The 20,942-nt window shown below is 73.7% G+C and carries 19 protein-coding genes; 11 read left to right on the top strand and 8 right to left on the bottom strand.

Annotated elements, in window-relative coordinates:
* Positions 1-7 precede the first annotated feature (7 nt).
* From Q6350_RS10820 to Q6350_RS10810, 3 genes are read right to left on the bottom strand one after another with little or no spacing between them, the layout of a single operon-like run.
* On the bottom strand, positions 8-922 hold the full coding sequence (locus Q6350_RS10820; RefSeq protein WP_304606991.1) for a carbohydrate ABC transporter permease: 915 nt from the start codon (positions 920-922) through the stop codon (positions 8-10).
* The gene (locus Q6350_RS10815; protein WP_304606992.1) at positions 922-1,842 is read right to left on the bottom strand and encodes a carbohydrate ABC transporter permease; all 921 of its coding nucleotides are present in this window, start codon (positions 1,840-1,842) and stop codon (positions 922-924) included. The genes Q6350_RS10820 and Q6350_RS10815 overlap by 1 nt, the downstream gene beginning before the upstream one ends.
* 45 nt (positions 1,843-1,887) lie before the next feature.
* Positions 1,888-3,153: an ABC transporter substrate-binding protein gene (locus Q6350_RS10810; protein WP_304606993.1), complete on the bottom strand. Its 1,266-nt coding sequence runs from the start codon at positions 3,151-3,153 to the stop codon at positions 1,888-1,890.
* A 185-nt stretch (positions 3,154-3,338) separates the two neighbouring features.
* Here Q6350_RS10810 and Q6350_RS10805 point away from each other — a divergent pair, with 185 nt between their 5' ends.
* Positions 3,339-4,532: an ROK family protein gene (locus tag Q6350_RS10805; RefSeq protein ID WP_305066150.1), complete on the top strand. Its 1,194-nt coding sequence runs from the start codon at positions 3,339-3,341 to the stop codon at positions 4,530-4,532.
* Positions 4,533-4,630: 98 nt separating this feature from the next.
* Positions 4,631-5,662 carry a sodium:calcium antiporter gene (locus tag Q6350_RS10800; RefSeq protein WP_305066149.1) on the top strand — a complete coding sequence of 344 codons (1,032 nt, stop codon included), beginning with the start codon at positions 4,631-4,633 and terminating at the stop codon, positions 5,660-5,662.
* On the opposite strand, the gene Q6350_RS10795 is transcribed toward Q6350_RS10800, so the two are convergent.
* Entirely contained in the window at positions 5,663-6,493 is an 831-nt protein-coding gene (locus Q6350_RS10795; protein WP_305066147.1) for a CPBP family intramembrane glutamic endopeptidase, read from the bottom strand.
* A 170-nt stretch (positions 6,494-6,663) separates the two neighbouring features.
* Between Q6350_RS10795 and Q6350_RS10790 the strand changes: the two genes are divergently transcribed.
* The 3 genes from Q6350_RS10790 (at position 6,664) to Q6350_RS10780 (ending at position 9,259) form a co-directional block, all read left to right on the top strand.
* Complete coding sequence (locus Q6350_RS10790) at positions 6,664-8,046, top strand: MBL fold metallo-hydrolase RNA specificity domain-containing protein (protein ID WP_304604255.1); 1,383 nt, start codon at positions 6,664-6,666, stop codon at positions 8,044-8,046.
* Positions 8,047-8,197: 151 nt separating this feature from the next.
* Positions 8,198-8,704: a GyrI-like domain-containing protein gene (locus Q6350_RS10785; protein WP_304604254.1), complete on the top strand. Its 507-nt coding sequence runs from the start codon at positions 8,198-8,200 to the stop codon at positions 8,702-8,704.
* Positions 8,705-8,725: 21 nt separating this feature from the next.
* A complete protein-coding gene (locus Q6350_RS10780; protein WP_304604253.1) occupies positions 8,726-9,259 on the top strand; it encodes a flavodoxin domain-containing protein in 534 nt (177 codons plus the stop codon).
* A 3-nt stretch (positions 9,260-9,262) separates the two neighbouring features.
* On the opposite strand, the gene Q6350_RS10775 is transcribed toward Q6350_RS10780, so the two are convergent.
* From Q6350_RS10775 to Q6350_RS10765, 3 genes are read right to left on the bottom strand one after another with little or no spacing between them, the layout of a single operon-like run.
* Positions 9,263-10,252 (bottom strand): zinc-binding alcohol dehydrogenase family protein, encoded by a 990-nt coding sequence (locus Q6350_RS10775; protein ID WP_305066146.1) that lies wholly within the window; start codon positions 10,250-10,252, stop codon positions 9,263-9,265.
* An 8-nt stretch (positions 10,253-10,260) separates the two neighbouring features.
* Entirely contained in the window at positions 10,261-11,145 is an 885-nt protein-coding gene (locus Q6350_RS10770; protein WP_304604251.1) for a universal stress protein, read from the bottom strand.
* 11 nt (positions 11,146-11,156) lie between these two features.
* A complete protein-coding gene (locus Q6350_RS10765) occupies positions 11,157-12,572 on the bottom strand; it encodes an FAD-binding oxidoreductase (RefSeq protein ID WP_305066145.1) in 1,416 nt (471 codons plus the stop codon).
* 264 nt (positions 12,573-12,836) lie between these two features.
* Between Q6350_RS10765 and Q6350_RS10760 the strand changes: the two genes are divergently transcribed.
* A complete protein-coding gene (locus Q6350_RS10760) occupies positions 12,837-13,277 on the top strand; it encodes a CBS domain-containing protein (protein WP_304604464.1) in 441 nt (146 codons plus the stop codon).
* Between the two features lie 54 nt (positions 13,278-13,331).
* Here Q6350_RS10760 and Q6350_RS10755 read toward each other — a convergent pair whose 3' ends face one another.
* Positions 13,332-15,101, bottom strand: coding sequence for a serine/threonine-protein kinase (locus Q6350_RS10755; RefSeq protein WP_304606999.1), 1,770 nt, complete (start codon positions 15,099-15,101; stop codon positions 13,332-13,334).
* A gap of 214 nt (positions 15,102-15,315) precedes the next feature.
* Between Q6350_RS10755 and Q6350_RS10750 the strand changes: the two genes are divergently transcribed.
* From Q6350_RS10750 to Q6350_RS10730, 5 genes are all read left to right on the top strand, one after another.
* Positions 15,316-17,085, top strand: coding sequence for a bifunctional 3'-5' exonuclease/DNA polymerase (locus Q6350_RS10750; protein ID WP_305066144.1), 1,770 nt, complete (start codon positions 15,316-15,318; stop codon positions 17,083-17,085).
* Between the two features lie 79 nt (positions 17,086-17,164).
* On the top strand, positions 17,165-18,583 hold the full coding sequence (locus Q6350_RS10745) for a sugar porter family MFS transporter (RefSeq protein ID WP_304604247.1): 1,419 nt from the start codon (positions 17,165-17,167) through the stop codon (positions 18,581-18,583).
* A gap of 24 nt (positions 18,584-18,607) precedes the next feature.
* Positions 18,608-19,480, top strand: coding sequence for a Nif3-like dinuclear metal center hexameric protein (locus Q6350_RS10740; RefSeq protein ID WP_304604246.1), 873 nt, complete (start codon positions 18,608-18,610; stop codon positions 19,478-19,480).
* Between the two features lie 35 nt (positions 19,481-19,515).
* Complete coding sequence (locus Q6350_RS10735) at positions 19,516-20,256, top strand: zinc ribbon domain-containing protein (protein WP_305066143.1); 741 nt, start codon at positions 19,516-19,518, stop codon at positions 20,254-20,256.
* Entirely contained in the window at positions 20,256-20,942 is a 687-nt protein-coding gene (locus Q6350_RS10730) for a histidine phosphatase family protein (protein WP_305066141.1), read from the top strand. Before Q6350_RS10735 ends, Q6350_RS10730 begins: the two co-directional genes overlap by 1 nt.

The following is a 20,942-nucleotide window of genomic DNA, read 5'->3' as shown; positions in this document are numbered from 1 at the left end:
GCGGACGTCAGCCCTTGACCGCGCCCTGGGTGACGCCCTCCATCACCCAGCGCTGGGTGAAGAGGTAGACGACGATCGCGGGCGCCATCGCCATGAGGTAGGAGGCGAAGGACACGTTGTAGTTGTTGCTGAACTGCGTCTGGAAGATGTTCTGCACCACCGGCAGCGTCTGCAGTGCAGGGTCCGAGGTGATCAGCGAGGGCATCATGAAGTCGTTCCACGAGGCGAGGAAGGCGAAGATGCCGACGGTGGCGCTCATCGGCGCCAGCAGCGGGAAGATCAGCTTCCAGAACACCTGGGCGGTGGAGGCGCCGTCGATGCGGGCGCTCTCCTCCAGCTCGCCGGGGATGGAGCGCAGGAACGCGGTGAACAGCAGCACGCTGAAGCTGAGCTGGAACATCACGTGCAGGATCGCGACCCCGACCGGGTTGTCCAGGCCGAGCTGGCCCGTGAGCTGGATCTGCGGCAGCGCGAGCACCGGGAACGGCACGAACATCGCCGCGAGCAGGTAGAAGAAGCTGAACCGGAAGAACCGCCGGTCCCAGTTGCGCACGATCGCGTACGACGCCATCGACGCCAGCAGGATGGTGCCGACCACGGTGACCGCCGTGACGAGCACGGAGATCGTGAACGCCCGGGGGAAGTCGGTCAGCGCCCAGGCCTCGCGGAACCCGTCGATGCTGAACGGGGCGGGCAGGGAGAAGGCGTTGCCGTCCACCGCCTGGGCGGTGGTCTTGAACGCCATCGCGATGGTCACGTACAGCGGGACGAGGACCGTGAGGGAGCACAGGGCCAGGACGAGGGTGAGCGCCAGGCCGCGGCGGCTCGTGGTCCGTCGCCGCGCCGGGCGGCCGGCACGGCGGTCGGTGAGCGTCTCGCCGGCCTCGACGTCCTCGACGGCGAGGGCAGGTTGCGTCGTCATCAGAGAGCCTTCCTTCCACGGGTCAGCCTCAGCTGCAGGGCGGACAGGGTGAGCACGATGAGGAAGAAGATCGTGGCGTTCGCCATCTGGTAGGCGTAGTCGCCGCCGGAGAAGCCCGTGAAGATCGTCATCGCCACGCTGCGCGTGGCCGTGCCCGGGCCGCCGTTGGTGAGCCCGACGATGATGTCGTAAGCGTTCAGGAAGTTCTTGAAGCCGAGGATCACGTTGATCACCACGTAGCCGACCATGAGCGGCAGGGTGATGCGCAGCATCTGCTGTCCCCGGGTCGCGCCGTCGATGTCCGCCGCCTCGTACACGTCGCCCGGGATCGCCAGCAGACCGGCGATGTAGATCAGCAAGGTTCCGGGGACGGCCTGCCATGCGGTGACGATGACGATGGAGACCCACGCGAGGTCGGGGTTGGCCAGGATCGACGAGCTCAGCCACTCGAGTCCCCAGGCCTGCCCGAGCTGCGGCAGGGAGTTGGAGAACAGGTAGTTGAAGACGTAGGCGATGATGATGCCGGAGACCACCATGGGGATCACGAAGACGGCTCGCAGACCCGTCTTCATGCGGATCCTGGCGGTCAGCCCGACGGCGAGCAGGAACGCGACGACGTTGACCACCACGACGGTGACCGCGGCGAACCCGAGGGTGAAGAGGTAGCTGCGCAGGATCGCGGGGTCGGAGAAGAGCGCCTGGTAGTTCAGGAGCCCGACGAAGTCCCACTCGCCGAAACCGATCGAGTTCGTGAGGCTGAAGAAGACCCCGACGAACGCGGGCAGCGCGATCATCACCGTGAACAGCGCGAGCGCGGGGAGCACGAAGAGGTAGTGCGCGATCCCGACGGGACGGCGGCGTCGCCGGGCCGGCTCCCGGGGCGGGGTCGGTGGTGCCGACCTGGTGGTTGTGGTGGTCATGGTCCGACTTCCTTGTCTGACGAGCGGTCGAGGGGAAAGGAGGAGCTATCCGCGCAGGGCCAGCCGGGCCCAGTCGGAGTCGAGCGTGGTGAGCGTGGCCTCCACGTCGCCGCCCAGCACGACGGACTGCAGGTAGTTCTCCGTGGGGATGGTCAGGGGGATGGCCTTGGAGGCGCCCTGGTAGAAGCGCCCCTCCTCGTAGAAGGGACGCATGCCCACGATCCGCGGGTCGGTCACCGGTGCGGACTCGACGGTGGTGCCGTACCCCAGGAACGCGGCGTTGTAGTCGTCCATGACGTCCTGCCGGAAGAGGAACTGCAGGAAGTCGCGGGCGGCCTCCTGGTGCGGGGACGCCTCCGGGATCCAGGCGGCCAGGTCGATGTTGACGCGCACCTCGAGGTCCGCGGGGTCCTCCGTCATCGGCAGGGGGAACGTGCCCAGCTCCAGGTCCGGGTCCGTCTTGGCGATCTCCCCGAACGCCCACGGCCCCTGCAGGTACATCGCCGCCTCGCCCTGCGCGAAGGCCAGGTTGCCGTCGCCGTAGCCCTTGGAGGCCGCGTCGTCGTTGGTGTACGTCGTCGCCAGCATCTTCATCCGGGAGACCGGTTCGGCGAGGTCCTGGCTGAAGGACACGTCGGCGCCCGGGCCGACCTCGGTGCCCTCGTCGGCGAGTGCGTCGAAGAACGGCGCGACCTCCACGGTGCCGCCGACCGTGTAGTCGAACCATCCCTGGGCGATGGTCCAGGTGTCCTTGAAGGTCCCGTAGATCGGCGTGACCCCCTCCGCCTCGAGCGCCTCGCAGACCGCGACGAACTCGCTCCACGTGGTCGGGACCTCGAGGTCGTGCTCGGCGAAGATCTCCTCGTTGTAGATCACGGACGCCGCCATCACCGAGTACGGGAGAACGCTCGTGCGCCCGGGGTAGGTGGCGTACTGGTCCACGAGGTCCTGCACCTGCGGCAGGATCCGGTCGGCCTCCGGCATGTCGGAGAGGTCGGAGAGCGCGCCACGCTCCATGAAGCGCGCCATCTCCATGTTGTAGTTCAGGAGCCCGAGGTCGGGCGGGTTCCCCCGGAGGAATCCCGCCTGCAGGTTGGAGGAGGTGTCGAACTCCACCTCGACCTCGTCCTGCGAGGCGTTGTACTCGGCGATGAGGTCCTGGAAGTAGGGGATGGCCTCCGGCTTGCTCAGGTGGAAGCGCACGGTCTCGGGCGCGCCGTCGCTCCCGGAGCAGGCGCTGAGCGTCGCGCAGGCCGCCAGGGCTGCGCTGACCAGGGCCGCGGTGGTCGGGCGTGGGGTGGGGCGAGGCACGTCGTCGTCCTTCCGTCGTCACCGGTTGATCGCATCGGTAGATTTAGTCTGCGAATCAACTCACGTCAACATAGTGTCAGGCACCGAGGGAGAGGTCAAGAGTCATGTCGCAAGCACAGGTCGGACAGCACACGCAGGCCGCGTCGCGCGCCGCGGCGGGTCCTCCCGCACGCGACCAGGCGTCCGTGCGGGGTAGCGTCGACGCCGCTCTCGGCTTCGCCTGGGATGCCGTCGACTTCACCAGCGCCGAGGTCATGAGCGCGACCGGGCTCACCCGCAGCACCGCCATCGAGGCGCTCAACCAGCTCATCGAGATCGGTCTCGTGGCCGAGCTCCCGAACGCCCGGGCATCCGGGAGCTACACCAAGGGCCGCCCCGCCCGTCGGTTCACCCTGCGGTCCGAGGCCGGCCTCGTGCTGGGCATGGACGCCGGGCGTGCACACCTGACCGTGGCGCTTGCGGACCTGCGGGGACGCGTCCTGCACCGCTGCACCCTCGAGCTCGGGGAGGATCGGGACGGTGCGGTGGACCGGCGCGCCGCGGTCCGGTCCGCCATCACCACGGTGCTGGCGGACTCGGGCCGGGCGGGCGACGAGGTGGTCGCTGCATGCGTGGGCGTCCCGGCGCCCGTGGACCGGGACGGAGCCTCACCCGAGGACGTCTCCGGCTTCTGGACGCGGATGAACCCCGGCCTCGTCTCGCTGCTGCGGGAGTTCGCCCCGATCGTCCGCGTGGAGAACGACGCCTCCCTCGCGGCGCTCGCCGAGGGCAGCGTCGGCGCCGCGACCGCGAGCCGGGACTACGTGGCGCTCATGGCCGGGGACCGGCTCGGCGCCGGCGTCGTGCTGGACGGGCGCCTCCTACGGGGCATGCACGGTGGTGCCGGGGAGATGAGCGTCCTGGACCACGTCGACGGTGTCGGCTCGGCGGACGGGTTCGGGCTGCGCCTGGCGACGTGGGCACACACCGACATCGTCGCGGGCGACCTGCCTGCCGACCACCCCTGGGCAGGGCTGCGCGAGGCCGACGTCGCGGGGATGGAGGCGGTCGACGCCCGGGCCGTGGTGGAGCGTGCCCGCGACGGGGACCGCTGGGCGCAGGGTCTGACGGCCAGGGCTGCTCAGGTCCTCGCCCGCGTCACCACGCTTCTGTGCTCGGTGTACGACCCCGAGGTGGTGGTGGTCTCGGGGGGTGCGGCAGAGGGGCTGACCGAAGTGGTGGAGCAGGCCTCCGCCTTGCTCCCGGCCACCGTCGTGACGCCTCCGCCGCGTCTGGTCGCCTCCACCCTCGGTGCCCAGGTCGTCACGACCGGAGCCGTCTCGGGCGCGGTCGAGGCGGCGCGTGCCGGCGTGCTGCGGATCCCGCGCCCCGTCGGCTGAGCCGCTCGCACGACCGAGGTCCGTCGGGAGCGTCCACTCGCGCGACGCGCTCCTGGGCCGTCCGACGCGCGTCGACCTGCGCCGGTAGCCTCGGGGCGATGTTCAGCACCCCGTGGGACCTCCTGCCCAGCCTCGTCACGCTGGCGGCCATGTCCGGAGTGATCGTGCTGGCGGGCGTGCGGCTGACCCGGGTCGCCGACACGCTGTCCGAGCGAACCGGGCTCGGCGACGCGGTCGGCGGCGCCCTGCTCCTCGGGGCGGTCACCTCGTTGCCGGGCCTGGTCACCGTGCTCACGGGGTCCCTCGGCGGCGACGCCGGATTCGCACTGGCCAACCCCGTGGGCGGCGTGGCGGTGCAGACCGTGTGGCTGGCCATCGCCGACCTCGTCTACCGCCGGGTCAACCTCGAGCACGCGGCCGCCTCCCTGCAGAACGTCCTGCAGTCGCTGATCCTCGTCGCCCTGCTGGCGGTGCCCGTGGTCGCCGCCGCCACCCCGGACCTGACGATCGGGTGGGTGCACTGGCTGACGCTGCTCATCCCCGTGCTCTACGGCTACGGGCTGGTGCTGCTGCGCCAGATGCACAAGGCGCCGATGTGGCAGCCCATCCGCACCCCGCAGACGGAGGACGACGACGGGAACGACGGGGACGACGGCCACGAGGACGGCCGCTCGACCCCGCGGCTGTGGTGGTCGCTGGCCGGGCTCGGCGTCGTCGTCGGCGTCGCGGGCTGGCTCGTCGGCCGGGCGGGCCTGTCCGTGGTCGAGGCGACCGGGCTCGACGGCGGGGTCGTGGGCTTCACGCTCACCACGGGGATCAGCTCCCTGCCCGAGCTCGTGGTGCTGGTGACCGCGGTCCGGATGGGCCAGTTCACCCTCGGTATCGGCAACATCATCGGCGGCAACGTCTACGACATGCTCATGGTGTCCGTGGCCGACGCGGCGTACCTGCCCGGGTCCGTCTACACCGACGCGGGGTCGACCGGCCTGGTGCTGGTCGGCGGGACGCTGCTGATGACCGCCACCCTGGCCGCCGGGCTCGTCGTGCGCGACCGGCGGGGGATCGGCTTCGAGGGCGTCGCGATCCCGGCGATCTACGTCGGCACCGTGGCGCTCGCGGTCTGGGGCTGATCACCGCCGCCGTCGCCGGTCCGCGACGACGACCACCACCGCGGCGACCATGACGACGGTCGAGCTGATCGCGGCGACGGTGCCCGCGGTCCCGGGGGTCCCCGAGGTGAGGTTGAAGGCGATGTGCCAGACCGCGACGAGCAGGATGCTGCCCGCGGAGCCGCGGTAGAGCCACGTGAGCACCACCGACCCCGCGGTCAGGCCGATCACCCAGCCGAGGACCTCGGGGACGGTGAAGCCCGAGAACGAGGCCATCACGACGAACAGCGGTGCGTGCCACGGCGCCCAGACCGCCGCCACCAGCAGGGCCGTGGCGGTCAGGCCGTGCCGACGGAGCAGACGGTCGGCCAGGAAGCCGCGCCACCCGGTCTCCTCACCGAGTCCGTTGACCACGAGGGCCAGGACGACGGTCACCACGGGGCCGGCCGCCGCGTCGATCCCGCTGTAGAGCGTGAGATCGGCAGCGTCGGGTGGGCCGCCGACCACCACCAGCCCGACCGCGCCGACCGCCAGGACGGCGACCACGGACAGCCACCACCAGCCCACGCGCCACCTGGTCATGCGGCGGCCCAGGTCCGCCAGGCCGGCCCGGCCGTCGACCAGGGCGGTGACGACCACCGCGGCGACCAGCGGGCCGAGCAGTCCCGGGAGCTGGCTCGGTCGGCCGACACCGGCCTCGACGGTCTGCCCGGCGAGGGCGAGCGGGACCCAGTACCCCCACGACAGCACGTAGGCGAGGACGACGTAGGCGGCCGGCGGGTGGGCGACGACCCACCGGCCGAGACGGGACCGGCGCCGCACGGCCGGCGGCTCGGTGTCCGCGGTGCCCATGGTGCTCTCCTCGGATCCCTCGTCCTCCCATCGTCCGCCCCGTGGCGGCGACCCGCTGCGGGAGAGCCGACCCCAGGGACCTCCGGCCGGCCCGATCGGGACCATCGGCCCTGCTGCCCGGGGCCCCGAGGGTGGACGGTGGAGAGGACGGGACGACCCGAGGAGTGCGCATGAGCGAGGCAGCATCGGTCGCACTGACCTTCCTCGGTGGCGCCGGGACCGTCACGGGGAGCCGGTTCCTGATCGAGTCCGCAGAGCGGCGGCTCCTGGTCGACTGCGGCCTGTACCAGGGGGAGCGGCGGTGGAGGCGGAAGAACTGGGACGCCTTCCCGGTCTCGCCGCGGACCATCGACGACGTGGTGCTGACGCACTGCCATCTGGACCACTGCGGGTTCCTCCCGGTCCTCGTGCGTGACGGCTACGAGGGGTCGATCCGGATGACCGAGGGGACGGCCGCGCTCACGGCGATCGTCCTGCGGGACAGCGCGAACCTGCAGGAGCGGGACGCGGACATGGCCCGTGCCGGAGGGTGGTCCCGTCACGACCCGCCCCTGCCCCTCTACACGGTCGCGGACGCCGAGCGGGCGATCGAGCGGTTCGAGACCGTGCCCTTCGACGTCGACGTCGACCTCGGGAGCGACGCCGGCGTCCGGCTCCACCGTGCCGGGCACGTCCTGGGCTCGGCCAGCGTGCTGGCTCGTGCCGGGTCCGCCCGCGTCCTCTTCTCCGGAGACCTCGGCCGCACGGAGCACCCGGTGCTGCGACCACGAGCCGACCCCCCGGCGGCACGCACGGTGGTGATCGAGTCCACCTACGGCGACCGTGAGCACCGCGAGCCGTCCCGGGCCCATGCCGCGTTCGCGGACGCCGTGCGGCGCACGATCCGTCGAGGCGGGGTGGTGCTCGTGCCGGCCTTCGCCGTCGACCGCACGGAGCTGGTCCTGCACGCCCTGTCCGCGATGGTCCGCGACGGGCAGATCCCTCCGGTCCCGGTCTTCGTCGACAGCCCGATGGCGCTGGCCGCCCTCGACGTCTACGGGCGCGCCGAGGTGGCCGGAGAGCTGCGCGAGGGCATGTCGAGCTTCGTCGACCTCCCGTCGCTGCACGCGGCACGGACCCCGGAGGAGTCGATGCGGCTCAACTCGCCGCGGCAGCCCTGCATCATCGTGTCCGCCTCGGGGATGGCGTCCGGCGGCCGGGTCGTCCACCACCTGCGCCACCTGCTCCCGGACCGACGCAACTGCGTGGTCCTGACCGGCTACCAGGCGGTCGGCACGCGCGGCAGCATGCTGCGCGACGGTGCCCGCGAGGTGAAGATGATGGGCCGGTACGTGCCGGTCAAGGCCGAGATCGTCGAGGACCAGGAGTTCTCCGTCCACGCCGACGCGAGCGAGCTGGTCGACTGGCTCCGGCAGATGCCGGAGCCGCCCGAGGTCGTCTACGTCGTCCACGGCGAGGAGCAGGCGTCGGCCGCCCTGGCCGGACGCATCCGTGACGAGGTCGGCTGCGTCGCCGTCGTCCCCCGGTCCGGCGAGAAGGTCCTGGTGGACTGACAGGCCGTCCCGGCCCCGGGGTCCGAGGCGGCCGGGACCTCCGGCCGACCTCTCCGGGACCATCGGCCCTATCCGGGCGGACCGCCCCGACCGATCGTGGGAATCAGCGGGCGACGGCGCACCGCGGGGACCGCCGGGAGGTCGAGGAGCCATGGCCGAGACGCGAGAGATCCACCTCATCGAGTCGCTGGAGCAGCCCACGTTCGGGCTACGCCAGATGGTGAGCCAGGAGGACATGCCCGCGCTCTTCGCGCGCGTCCTGCCCGTGCTGACCGCGGCGATGGAGCACGGTGGGGTGCAGCCCGCCGGGCCGCCGTACGCCCGGTACCGCGGCCGGATGGCCGGAGGCTTCGACGTCGAGATCGGGTTCCCCCTCGCCGAGCCGGCGACGTTGACGGTCGACGACCCCGGACCGGGCGAGCCCACCGCCGACGTGCTACCGGAGGCCCGGGTCGTGGAGACCGTCCACCACGGCGGCTACGACGGGCTGGCCGCGACGTACGCGGACCTGGAGTCGTGGATGGCCGAGCGCCACCTGGAGCCGCTGGACCAGTCCTGGGAGTTCTACGAGGCCGGCCCCGAGTCCGACCCCGACCCGACCACGTGGCGGACCCGGATCGTCATGCCGGTCCACGGCCCCGAGGTCGAGGCCGGCTGAGAGCGCACACGCGCCGAGGAGATGAGCACCATGTCCGCACTCGTGGTCTACGAGTCCAGCTTCGGCAACACGGCCCTGGTAGCACGGGCCGTCGGCGACGGGATCGCCGAGCACATGCCGGTCCGCGTCCGGTCCGTGACCAGCCTGGGGGACGACGAGACCGACGGCGAGGACCTCGTCGTCGTCGGCGGTCCGACCCACGCCTTCGGGATGAGCCGGCCGCAGACCCGGCACGAGGCCCAGGAGCGGATGGGTGACCGCCCGACCGACTACCCGGGGATCCGGGAGTGGATCGACCGTCTCGACCCGGACCGGGAGGGGCGTCTGTACGCCACCTTCGACACCCGCGTGGAGAAGGTGCGCCACCTGCCCGGGTCCGCCGCGCACGCTGCCGCGCGGGCGCTGCGCAACGAGGGGCACCGGGTCGTGGACCGCGGCGCCTCGTTCTACGTCGCCGACGTCGAGGGGCCGCTGCTGCCGCACGAGCGGGACCGCGCCCGCCAGTGGGGCGAGCGCCTGGCCCGTCGTGCCCTGGAGATGCTCCAGCGGGCCTGACGGTCAGTCCGGCTCGAGCACCAGCGAGCCCGAGGCGCGTCCGGCACGCAGGTCGTCCAGCGCCGCGTCCGCAGCGGTGAACGGGTAGCGCGTGACGGTCGGCGTCAGCCGTAGCGTGGTCGCGAGCCGGAGCAGCGCGGCACCGTCCGCCCGCGTGTTCGCCGTGACGGTGCGCAGGTCGCGTTCGTCGAACAGGTTCTCCTGGTAGCCCATGGCCGGGATGTCGGTCATGTGGATGCCGGCCAGCACCACCGTGCCGCCCCGCTCGGTGGCCTGCAGCGCGCACGGCACCAGCTCGCCGGCGGGGGCGAACACGATCGCGGCGTCGAGCCGCACCGGGGGCACGTCGGCGGCACCGCCGACGAAGGCGGCCCCGGCGTGCCGTGCGAGCTCCCGGTTCTGCTCGCCCCGCGTCATGACGAACAGCTCCGCGCCCCGGGCGGCCGCCACCTGCGCCGTGAGGTGCGCGCTGGATCCGAAGCCGTAGATCCCCAGCCGTCCGCCCGGCGGGAGCGCAGCACGCGTCAGCGCGCGGTAGCCGATGATCCCCGCGCAGAGCAGGGGAGCCGTCGTCACCGGGTCGTGGTCGGACGTCAGCGGGTACGCGAAGGCCTCCGGCACGGTCGTGCACTCCGCGAACCCGCCGTCGGCGTCCCACCCGGTGTACCGCGAGTCGGGGCAGAGGTTCTCGCGCCCCTCCCGGCACCACCGGCAGGCTCCGCAGGTGCGGCGCAGCCAGGCGACCCCGACACGGTCACCCGGTCGCAGCCGGCGGACGGCCGGTCCCGTGCCCTCGACCGTCCCGACGACCTGGTGCCCGGGCACCACGTGCGGGCGGTGGACCGGGAGCTCCTGGTCCACGACGTGCAGGTCGGTCCGGCACACCCCCGAGGCCTCGACGCGCACGAGCACCTCGTCGGCCCCGGGGTCCGGGACGGCGACCTCGGACCTCGTCAGGCGGCCGGGCTCGGTGCCGGTCGTCCAGGCCTGCATCGACGTCGTCAGTCCTCCTCGTGGTGCGGACGAGAGGTGTGGGCCACGACCACCACGCAGGGCGCGTCGCCGAGCAGGGCGTCCGGCACCGACCCGAGCAGCCGGCCGACGAACCGGGGGTGCCGGTGCCCGCCCAGGACCAGCAGGTCCGAGGCCGTCACCCGGGTGAGCAGCGCGTCCGCCGGGTCGCCCTCGACCACCTCGACCTGGCACTCCACGTCCGGGTGGAGCACCGACCAGCTCTCGGCCAGACCGCGCAGCGCGGCCCGGACGTCCTCGTCCCGGCCCGCGCCGGCCTCCCGGGCGGCACGGGTCGAGGGCTGCACGGCGTGCACGAGCACGACGGGGCTGCCGCACCGGTGCGCCTCCGAGAACGCCAGGTCCAGCGCCGCGGAGGGGTCGTCGTCGAACCCGATGCCGACGACCACCCGTTCCGGGGCCGTGCCCTGGGCGGCCGTCGGCACGACCGCGACCGGCCCTCGGGCGTGGGCCGCGGTCGCCGCGGACACCGATCCCAGCGCGTGGCGGGTCTCGCTCCGGCCCCGGCGACCCACCACCACCAGGTCGACGTCGCGGGAGTACCCGGCCAGGACGGCGTCCGCCGCCCCGACGCTCGGTGCGGAGCGCACGGGCGGTGCCCCCTCGCGGCGCGGTCCGACCCGCGAGAGGACCTCGCTGAGGATCCTCTCGCCCTCGTCGCGCAGGAGCTCGGGGTCGTAGGCGGGCACGGGGCTGATCGGTCCCGCGGGCACCGTGCGGGCGTGGGTCACCGTCAGCGTGGCGTGGTGACGCTCGGCCGCGGCCAGGGCCCAGTCGAACGCGTGGTAGCTCTCGTGCGACCCGTCGACGCCGACGACGACCCCGCGCGACCAGATCTCGCTCTTCTCGATCATCGTTCCTCTCCTCAGGGCGCGACGTTCTGGTGCAGTCGGAACAGGTTGTCCGGGTCCATGCGCTGCTTGAGGGCGCGCAGCCGGGCGTAGTTCGCCTCGCCGTGGGCCGCCCGCAGCGTCGCCTGGCCGCCCTCCTGGAACCCGGGAAAGTTGAGGTACTCGCGTCCCGTCGACAGGTCGTCGAGGTCGGCCGCGCACGCCCGGGCCCACCGCACGTTGGCCTCGTCGTCACCGGGCTCCGTCCAGTTCGCCTCGATCCCCACCAGGTAGGGTGCGCTGCGGTCACCGAACGACGTGTCCTCCGGCGCGACCCGGGACATCGCGCCGCCCATGTGCCACAGATCGATGGTGGACAGCGCCGAGGGACGGCGGTACGTCTGGTCGACGGCGCGGCGCAGCGCCTCCTCCGAGAGCTCGGGCAGGTGTACCGAGCGCCAGTAGTAGCGCATCCCGTTCGGGTAGTCGGCGTCGAAGATCTGCTGCAGCTCGACGTAGGGCATCGGGCCGCTGAGGTCGGCCGCCGGGTCGGGCAGGTCGCGGATCGGCGCCAGCAGCTCGGGACCGCGCGCGGGGTCGGTGACGCAGGCCAGCACGATGACGCACGGCTGCCCGGTGAGCTCGGCGGGGATCGCGTCGTCCTCGGGAGCGGCCCCCAGCACGGCCATCGAGGAGACCTCGTCGGGCAGGTCGGCGGACCAGTCGCGGTAGGCGTGCAGCACCTCCATGGCGCGTTCGGCCCGGTGGACGACGAACCCTGCGTAGACCTCGGGCCCGACGGGGTGCAGCCGCACCACGAACTCGGTGACCACGCCGAGGTTCCCGCCCCCGCCGCGCAGCCCCCACAACAGCTCGGGGTCGGACTCCTCGTCGACGTGGTGCACCGACCCGTCGGCGGCGACGATCGTGGCACCGACGATGTTGTCGCAGGTCAGGCCGAACCGGCGGCGCAACCAGCCGATCCCTCCGGTCAGACCGAGCCCGCCGAGACCGGTGTCGGAGAACACCCCGGCCGGCGTCGCCAGGCCGTGCTCCTGGGAGGCGGCGTCCAGGTCGCCGAGGCGGGCGCCGCCGGCCACCCGTGCCAGCCGGGCCCCGGGGTCCACCGCGACGTCCCGCATCTCGCCGAGGTCGATGACGAGCCCGCCGTCGACGCCGGCGGTCCCGGCCACGTTGTGCCCGCCCCCGCGGACGGCGACCAACAGGTGGTGCTCGGCGGCCAGCAGGACGGTGCGACGGACGTCCTCGGTGGTGGCGCAGCGCACGATCGCCGCGGGACGCCGCTCCGTGACGCCGTTCCACAGGGCCCGGACCTCGTCGAAGTCGTCGTCCTCGGCGCGGACCAGGCGGCCGGCCAGGGCGGCGGCGAGCGCGTCCAGCTCGGCGTCGAGCCGTGCGGTGCCGCCCTCGAGCGTGGTGAGCTCGGTCATCACCGCTCCTTCGTGGTGTGGTGCCGGCGACCTCGCCGCGCCCGCAAGGTCCTGGCCGCCGCGGGACGCCCTCCTGGTGTCGAGCGTAGCCACGGTTCACCCGCTCGCCGGGTGGGCGCCGCCACCCCGTCGGGTGAATCCCTGCCGCGGCAGGACACCCCGACCGGCCCGGGGCCGCAGAGCGAGCGCGGGCCGATGTCGTAGCGTCGTGGCAGGAGGCCGGGACGACGAGGTCCCGGCGTGCACACCACGGAGGTGTCCGGGATGCGGGTGACAGAGACGTTGCGGCACAAGGGCGAGGGCGTGGTCACCATCGCGCCGGGATCGACCGTGCGCGAGATGCTGGCGCTGCTCGCCGAGCACCGGATCGGTGCCGTCGTCGTGTCCGTCGACGGCATGCACGTCGACGGCATCGTCAGCGAGCGCGACGTGGTCCGCCGGCTGCACGTCGACGGTGACGAGATCCTCGACGGGCCGGTGACGCGGATCATGACCGTCGACGTCCACACCTGCACCCCCGGGACGTCCCTCGACGACCTCATGCTCGTGATGACCGAGCGCCGCATCCGTCACGTCCCCGTCCTGGACGACGGCAGGCTGGTCGGCATCGTCAGCATCGGGGACGTCGTCAAGCGCCGGATGGCCGAGGTGCAGGCCGAGCGGGACCAGCTGACCGACTACATCGCCGGCGGCCCCGGGGTGTGACGCGGCAGGGCCGCGCCCGCGCCGTGGCGCCCGGGAGGTTCCGGTCGCCCCCCGTCAGGGCATGGGCGAGGAGCTGCGGCTCGGTTCGGCGATCGGGTCCGCGTCCTCGCTGGGTGCCGGCGCGGGATCGGGCGCGCTGGTCTGCGTGGCGGTCGGTTCCGGCGCGGGCGCGCTGGTCTGCGTGGCGGTCGGTTCCGGCGCGGGGGAGCTGGTCCGTGTGGCGGTGGGCTCGGGCTCCGGCGCCGCGGTCGTCGGGTCGTCCGTCGGCGAGGGGGAGTCCGTGGGGGTCGGCGAGGACGTCGGCTCCTCCGTCGGCTCCTCGGTGCGGGTCGGTGCCGACGTGGGCTCCGACGTCGGCGCCTCCGGCTCGGAGGTCGGGCCGGTCGTCGTCGGTGACGGCGACGGCTCCGACGTGGGTGACGGCGACGGGCTCTGCAGGACCGGGACGACCGGTGCCTCGTCCTCCCCGTCGAGCAGGGGCCAGGTCATCATCGCCCCCACGGCGGCGGCCAGGACGAGGGCGAGCGCCCCGACCAGGACCCATCGCCGGCGCCGTCCCGCAGGGACCGTCTCCGCGCCGCTGCCGGACCCGTCGGCGCCGGTCCCTCCGGCACCCGGGTCCGCCGCGGCAGCATCCGTGCCGAACGCCGCGCCGGCACCGGCACCTGCGCCGACGGCCGCACCGGCAGCCGCCGCGGTCGTCGCGGCCGCGGTGTCGCCGCCGCCGTCGGCCGCGACGTCGCCCTCGGTCGCGCCGGCGTCACCGTCCTCGACCGCGGCGATCTGCCGTGTGCGCTGCAGCTCCGCACCCAGGTCGTCCACCGCGGCCGCGGCCGCGGCGGCGCCGACCGCTCCGAGCGCGGCGGTCCGGTGCGGGTCGTCCTCGTCGACGCGGCCCAGGTCCATCGTCTGGTCGGGGGACGCCCCGCCGCCGGGCGCCGCGACGGCGGCGGACCCGCCGAGCAGCGACGCCACCGCCGTGCGCATGGCGGCGGCCGAGGCGAAACGTCGTGCCGGGTCCTTCGCCATCGCCTGCGCCACGAACCGGTCCACGGCGGCCGGCACGGCGGCCCGTCGGGCCGAGGGTGCCGGGACCGGGGCCCCGACGTGGGCGCGCAGCACGTCGTCCGGTGTCGCCCGCTCGTACGGCGGGTGCCCGGTCAGGACGTAGTACGCCAGGGCGCCCACCGCGTACACGTCGCTGCGCTCGTCCAGCGGCCTGCCACGGGCCTGCTCGGGGGACATGCCCAGGGCCGAACCCGTCACGACACCCGCGGCGCCCTCCGCGTCGCCGGGAGTGGCGAGCCCGAGGTCGATCAGCCCCACCGTGGGGCCGCTCTCCTCGTGCCGCGAGACGACGACGTTGCGCGGGCTCACGTCCCGGTGCACGAGTCCGGCGGCGTGCACGGCCGCGAGCGCACCGAGCACCCCGTCCACGACGACGAGGGCCTCCCGCCACGGCAGGCCGGTGCCGGCCACCGTCTCGGACAGAGGGGCACCGGGGAAGCGCCGGGTCAGGACCCACGGCACGGTCGCCCCGGCGACCTCGTCCTCGCCGGAGTCGAGGACCGTCGCCACGTGCGGGTCGTCGATCTGCTGCGACGCGGAGATCTCGCGGTCCATCGCGGCGCGCGCGGCCTCGTCGTCGACGAGGTGCGGGTGCAGGGTCTTGACGAGGAGCGCGGGTTCGGCGTCGTCGGGTCCCGCGTCCACCCGGGTGGCCTCGTAGGCGGTGTAGGTCCCACCCGTGCCGAGGACGTCCCCGAGCACGTAGCGGCCGCCGAGGATCACTCCGCCGCCGGAGCGGTCGTCGTCCGGTGCCACCTCACGCACCGCCGTCGGGGCGGGACGCCTGGTCGGGTACGGCGATCGGCGGCACGGCGTCGACGGGCTCGGTGTTCTGACTCATAAGCCTTCACAGGATACGCGGGGAAAGCCGCGCGGTCGCGGCCACGTGGGCCGTGCGCCGCGTGACGCGCGTCGCCCCCCTGCGGGACCGCGCCCGCGCGGTGTCGGAGGGACGCGCGAGGATGCTCCCGTGCACATCGTCCTGGCCCGGCAGGCCTCCGGGGTCGTCCAGGCCGTCCGACGTCCGGAGGGGGCAGGGAGCGACCCCGACGACGCCTCGCCGTGGCGGCTGGCGCCGGGTGAGCTCTCCGCCGCCGTGCACGCCCGGGAGTCCGTGGAACCGTCGCGCTGGACCTGGGTCGACACCAACCGCTGGTACCCCGCCCTGCTCGCCGACGGGGTCCGGGTCGAGCGGGCCCACGACCTGCGCCTCGCCCACCGGGTGCTGCGCGGCTCGCGGTTCGCGCACGGCTCCGACCTGGCCGGTGCCCCGTCGGGTCCCTGGGACGCCCTGGAACCCACCGTCGCCGGGGGAGCGGTCGACCGGGCCCGCCCCGAGCAGCAGGCCGACTCGCTGTTCGACCTCGGTGACCTCGACGGATCCACGCACGGGGCCCGGTCGGGCCGTCCCGCGCAGACCGACCCGGACCCGGTGGCCGAGCTGGCCGCCCAGCAGGCCGCCGTCGCCGGTGCGTCGGAGCCCGGCCGGCTGCGACTCCTGCTCGCGGCGGAGTCCGCCGCGGCGCTCGCGGCCGCCGAGATGCACCACGCGGGCCTGCCGTGGCGCGCGGACGTGCACGACGCGATCCTCACCGAGGCCCTCGGGCCCCGCCCGGCGCCCGGCCTGCGCCCGGACCGGCTGGAGGCGCTCGTCACCGAGATCCGCGCCGCCCTCGACGCCCCCGCGTCCCTGAACCCCGACTCCCACCCGGACCTGCTGCGTGCCATGGAGTACGCCGGCGTGGGGGCGCGCAGCCTGCGCAAGGGGGAGCTCCAGCGCCTCGAGCACCCGGTGATCGCCCCGCTGCTCGAGTACAAGAGCCTCTACCGGCTCTACACCGCGAACGGCTGGCACTGGCTCGACCAGTGGGTCCGCGGCGACCGGTTCCGCACCGACTACGTCGTCGGCGGCGTCGTCACCGGCCGCTGGTCCTCCACCGGCGGGGGAGCCCTGCAGCTGCCGAAGGGCGTGCGCGGCGCGGTGCGGGCCGATCCCGGCTGGGTGCTGGTGGTGGCCGACGCCGCCCAGCTCGAGCCGCGGGTGCTCGCCGGGATGGCGCGGGACGAGGCCATGGCGCGCGCCGGCCGCGACGGCGACCTGTACGCCGGCATCGTGGCCGGCGGTGCCGTCGCCTCGCGCGAGCACGCCAAGGTGGGCATGCTCGGCGCGCTCTACGGCGGGACCACGGGTGTCAGCGGTCAGGTGCTCCCGCGGCTGCGCAGCGCCTTCCCGCGGTCGATGGGACTGGTCGAGGAGGCCGCCGCGACCGGTGAGCGCGGGGGCGTGGTGACCACCTGGCTCGGGCGGTCCTCCCCGCCGCCGGGGCAGGCCTGGGACGACGCGCAGTCCGGTGCGCTCGGGGACGACGCCGCCCCGGACGCCGCGACGCTCGCCCGGTCCTCGGCGCGCGCGTGGGGGCGGTTCACGCGGAACTTCGTCGTGCAGGGCACCGCGGCCGAGTGGGCGGACTGCTGGCTGGCCTCGATCCGCCGCCGGCTCTGGGCGCTCGGCACCGCAGCGACCGACGGTCGCGCGCCGGCGCCGTTCACCGACCGCCCGCACCTGGTGTTCTTCGTGCACGACGAGGTCGTCGTGCACGCGCCGGCCGAGCTCGCCGACGCCGTCGCCCACGAGGTGCGCGAGGCGGCCGCGGAGGCCGGACGGCTGCTCTTCGGCGAGTTCCCCGTCGCCTTCCCCCTGACGATCGCCGCCGTGCCGGCCTACGACGAGGCGAAGTAGCGCCCCGACTCCGGCAGGCGCCCGACGGCGTGCGGGCCTAACCTGGCCGGGTTCTGACGACAGCGGCGGAAGGGGCACCATGTCAGGCACGGCACAGACCCAGGAGCAGGGGTTCCACGCGGGGCGTGTGATCCAGCTCGCGGTGACCGCGGCGCTGGGCGGCTTCCTGTTCGGCTTCGACACGGCGGTCATCAACGGCGCCGTCACGCCCATGCAGGAGGCCTTCGGCATGGGTGCCGGGGTGACGGGCTTCGTCGTGTCCTCGGCGCTGCTCGGCTGCATGGTCGGCGCGTACTTCGCCGGGCGGCTCTCCGACAAGATCGGCCGCGTCCGCGTCATGGTCATCGCCTCGGCGCTGTTCACGATCTCCGCCATCGGCTCGACGTTCGCCGTCGGCCCGGTGGACATGATCATCTGGCGCGTCATCGGCGGCCTCGGCGTCGGGGCGGCGTCCGTCATCGCGCCGGCCTACATCGCGGAGATCTCGCCGGCGCACATCCGCGGGCGCCTCGGCTCCCTGCAGCAGATGGCCATCGTCACCGGCATCTTCATCGCCCTGCTGTCCGACTACGCCATCGCCGCGGCGGCCGGCGGGGCCGGCAACGAGTTCTGGTTCGGCCTCGACGCCTGGCGCTGGATGTTCTTCACCGAGGTCATCCCCGCCGTCATCTACGGCGCGCTCGCGCTGTCGATCCCGGAGTCCCCCCGGTTCCTGGTGCACCAGGGCCGCGAGGACGAGGCCCGCAAGGTGCTGTCCAGCGTGCTCACCGAGGGCGTCGACGACCGCATCAGCGAGATCCGCCGCACGATCATCCGCGACCGCGCCACCTCGCTGCGGGACCTGCTCAAGCCCACCGGCGGTCTGCTGCCGATCGTCTGGATCGGCATCGCGCTGAGCGTCTTCCAGCAGTTCGTCGGGATCAACGTCATCTTCTACTACTCCTCGACCCTGTGGCAGGCGGTCGGGTTCACCGAGGACGACGCCCTGCAGCAGACCGTCATCACGTCGGTGACCAACATCGTCGTCACGGTCGTGGCGATCCTGCTCATCGACCGGATCGGCCGACGTCGCCTGCTCACCATCGGGTCGGCCGGCATGTTCGTGGCCCTCGGGACGATGACGATCGTGTTCAGCCAGGCGCCGCTCGTCCCCAACGACGCCGGCGAGCTCGAGCCGGTCCTCAGCGACAGCGCCGGGATCGTCGCCCTCGTGGCCGCCAACCTGTTCGTCGTCTTCTTCGGGATGTCCTGGGGCCCGGCCGTGTGGGTGCTGCTGGGGGAGATGTTCAACAACAAGATCCGTGGCACGGCCCTCGGCATCGCGGCGGCGGCCCAGTGGCTGGCCAACTTCGCGATCTCCAGCTCCTTCCCGTCCATGGCGGAGGTCGGGCTGTGGTTCGCCTACGGCTTCTACACGATCGCGGCGCTGGCGTCGCTGTTCTTCGTGCTGCGGTTCGTCCCCGAGACCCGCAACAAGGAGCTCGAGGACATGGAGTGACCGGCACGTCCTAGGCTCGGGGCCATGAACGCCGAACACCCCACGCTGGCCGACGTCGTCTCCGTCCTGGAGGACCTCTACCCGCCGTCGACGGCGGAGGGCTGGGACGCCGTCGGTCTGGTCGCCGGCGACCCGTCGCGGCCGGTGCGCCGGGTGCTGTTCGCCGTCGACCCGGTGGCCGACGTCGTCGCCGAGGCCGTGGAGTGGGAGGCGGACCTCGTGGTGACCCATCACCCGCTGTTCCTGCGCGGCGTGCACTCGGTGGCGGCGACCACGTTCAAGGGTGCCGTGGTCCACCGGCTGCTGGCGGCGGGCTGCGGGTTGTACGTGGCGCACACGAACGCCGACGCGGCGCCGCGGGGGGTCGCGGACGCCCTGGCCGACCTCGTGGGGCTGACCGACCGCCGTCCGCTCGTCGCGCACGTCGACGACACCGAGCGCGGGCTGGGACGCGTGGGCACCCTCGACCACCCCACGACCCTGGGCGAGTTCGCCGAACGCGTCGCCCAGGTGCTGCCCACCACCGCCCAGGGTGTCCGCGTGGCCGGCGACCTCGAGGCCCCGGTGTCCACGGCCGCGGTCGTCGGCGGGTCGGGCGACTCCCTGTTCGACGCCGTGCGGGCGACGGCCGCCGACGTGTACGTCACCGCCGACCTGCGTCACCACCCCGCCTCCGAGCTGCGCGAGCGGGCCCTCTTCGAGTCGACCGACCCGGAGCGGCGCGAGGCGGGCACCCCGTTCCTCGTGGACGTGGCGCACTTCGCCTCCGAGTGGCCCTGGCTGGCCTACGCGGCCACGGATCTCTCCGCCGGGCTCGGAGACGGTACGGTGACCACGAAGGTCAGCACCCTGGTGACCGACCCGTGGACGCACCGCGTGGGCGGCGTCGGGCGCTGACCGGCATCAGGAGAGCAGACCGAGAGGACCCGTCCATGGCTACCGCACCCGTCGAGGACCAGCGTCGTCTGCTCCAGGTCCAGGCCCTGGACACCCGCCTCCAGCAGCTCGCCCACCAGCGCAGCAAGCACCCGTCGCTGACGACGCTGGCCGAGCTGGACAAGCGGCTCGCGGACCTGCACTCCTCGCTCGTGGACTCCCGGACCGCCGTCGCGGACCTCGAGCGCGAGGTCGCCAAGGCCGAGGCCGACGTCGAGCAGGTGCGCACCCGCGCGACCAAGGACCAGCAGCGCCTCGACAGCGGCGCCCTCGGTGCCAAGGACGCCCAGGCCGTGGTGAGCGAGCTCGAGTCGCTCGCCCGTCGGCAGAACGTCCTGGAGGAGACCGAGCTCGAGATCATGGAGCGGCTGGAGGCCCACCAGGAGTCGCTCGGGCAGGTCGAGGCCGCCCACGGCGAGCTGGTCGCCGCCCAGGAGAAGGCCGCTGCCGAACAGGACGCCGCCTACGCCGAGATCGACGCCGCCGCGCGGGAGGTCCAGGCGGAGCGCGCCCAGCTGGCCGAGGGGCTCGACGCCGGTCTCGTGACGCTCTACGACCGCCTGCGCGGCCAGCTCGGCGGTCTCGGCGCCGCTGCCCTGCGCGGCAACCGCTGCGAGGGCTGCCGCCTCGAGCTCAACCCGGGTGACCTCGCCGCCGCGCGCGGCGCCGCCCCGGAGCAGATCGTCCGGTGCGAGGAGTGCGGCCGGATCCTCGTGCGCGACCCCGACGGTTCCTGATGCACCGCCGACCCGCCCCCGGAGCCCTGGCGCGCTACGACGGCGCGGTCCCGGCCACGCTCGTGCTGGTGCGGCACGGCGTGACGCACCTGACCGAGGCGGGGGCGCTGTCCGGCGGCGACGTGCCCGGGCCGTCGCTGACCACGGCGGGTCGCCGCCAGGCGGCACAGGCCGCGGACGCCGTCTTCCGGCTCGGCACCGAGCCCTGGGCCGACCTCGCCCGGCCCGACCTGCTGGTCGCCTCCCCGATGGTGCGCACCCAGGAGACCGCCGCCGCGATCGGCCGGCGGCTCGGGGTGCACGTCACGACGGACGAGCGCTTCGCCGAGGTGCGCTTCGGCGTCTGGGAGTCCCTGACGCCGCAGGAGGTCGAGGAGACCTGGCCGGGCGACCTGGCCAAGTGGGTCACCAGCGGGTCCTTCGCCCCGCCCGAGGGAGAGTCCTACGCGGACCTGGGCGAACGGGTCGGCCCCGCGGTCGACGAGCTGGCGGCGGGCACGGTGGGGCGCACCGCGGTCGTGGTCGCCCACGCCGCCGTGATCCGGTCCGTGATCGGCCGGGCGCTGGACGCGCCCCCGGCGGGGTGGGGGCGCCTCCGTGTGCCGCCGTGCTCGCTGTCCATCGTGCGGCTGTGGCCCGACGGGGACCGCGAGGTCACCGCCGTCGGGCACCCCGCCGCCGACTGA

This window comes from Isoptericola sp. b515, from assembly GCF_030588125.1.
GTDB lineage: Bacteria > Actinomycetota > Actinomycetes > Actinomycetales > Cellulomonadaceae > Isoptericola > Isoptericola sediminis.
The sequence above is the reverse complement of the archived record's forward strand: the minus strand, read 5'-3'. Positions and strand labels throughout refer to the sequence as shown.

Coding starts and splice junctions, on each gene's coding strand:
- Q6350_RS10775 (WP_305066146.1), bottom strand. CDS start 10,252: ATGCAGGCCTGGACGACCGGCACCGAGCCCGGCCGCCTGACGAGGTCC.
- Q6350_RS10745 (WP_304604247.1), top strand. CDS start 17,165: ATGTCAGGCACGGCACAGACCCAGGAGCAGGGGTTCCACGCGGGGCGT.
- Q6350_RS10785 (WP_304604254.1), top strand. CDS start 8,198: ATGGCCGAGACGCGAGAGATCCACCTCATCGAGTCGCTGGAGCAGCCC.
- Q6350_RS10800 (WP_305066149.1), top strand. CDS start 4,631: ATGTTCAGCACCCCGTGGGACCTCCTGCCCAGCCTCGTCACGCTGGCG.
- Q6350_RS10815 (WP_304606992.1), bottom strand. CDS start 1,842: ATGACCACCACAACCACCAGGTCGGCACCACCGACCCCGCCCCGGGAG.
- Q6350_RS10760 (WP_304604464.1), top strand. CDS start 12,837: ATGCGGGTGACAGAGACGTTGCGGCACAAGGGCGAGGGCGTGGTCACC.
- Q6350_RS10765 (WP_305066145.1), bottom strand. CDS start 12,572: ATGACCGAGCTCACCACGCTCGAGGGCGGCACCGCACGGCTCGACGCC.
- Q6350_RS10780 (WP_304604253.1), top strand. CDS start 8,726: ATGAGCACCATGTCCGCACTCGTGGTCTACGAGTCCAGCTTCGGCAAC.
- Q6350_RS10740 (WP_304604246.1), top strand. CDS start 18,608: ATGAACGCCGAACACCCCACGCTGGCCGACGTCGTCTCCGTCCTGGAG.
- Q6350_RS10730 (WP_305066141.1), top strand. CDS start 20,256: ATGCACCGCCGACCCGCCCCCGGAGCCCTGGCGCGCTACGACGGCGCG.
- Q6350_RS10795 (WP_305066147.1), bottom strand. CDS start 6,493: ATGGGCACCGCGGACACCGAGCCGCCGGCCGTGCGGCGCCGGTCCCGT.
- Q6350_RS10770 (WP_304604251.1), bottom strand. CDS start 11,145: ATGATCGAGAAGAGCGAGATCTGGTCGCGCGGGGTCGTCGTCGGCGTC.
- Q6350_RS10735 (WP_305066143.1), top strand. CDS start 19,516: ATGGCTACCGCACCCGTCGAGGACCAGCGTCGTCTGCTCCAGGTCCAG.
- Q6350_RS10790 (WP_304604255.1), top strand. CDS start 6,664: ATGAGCGAGGCAGCATCGGTCGCACTGACCTTCCTCGGTGGCGCCGGG.
- Q6350_RS10820 (WP_304606991.1), bottom strand. CDS start 922: ATGACGACGCAACCTGCCCTCGCCGTCGAGGACGTCGAGGCCGGCGAG.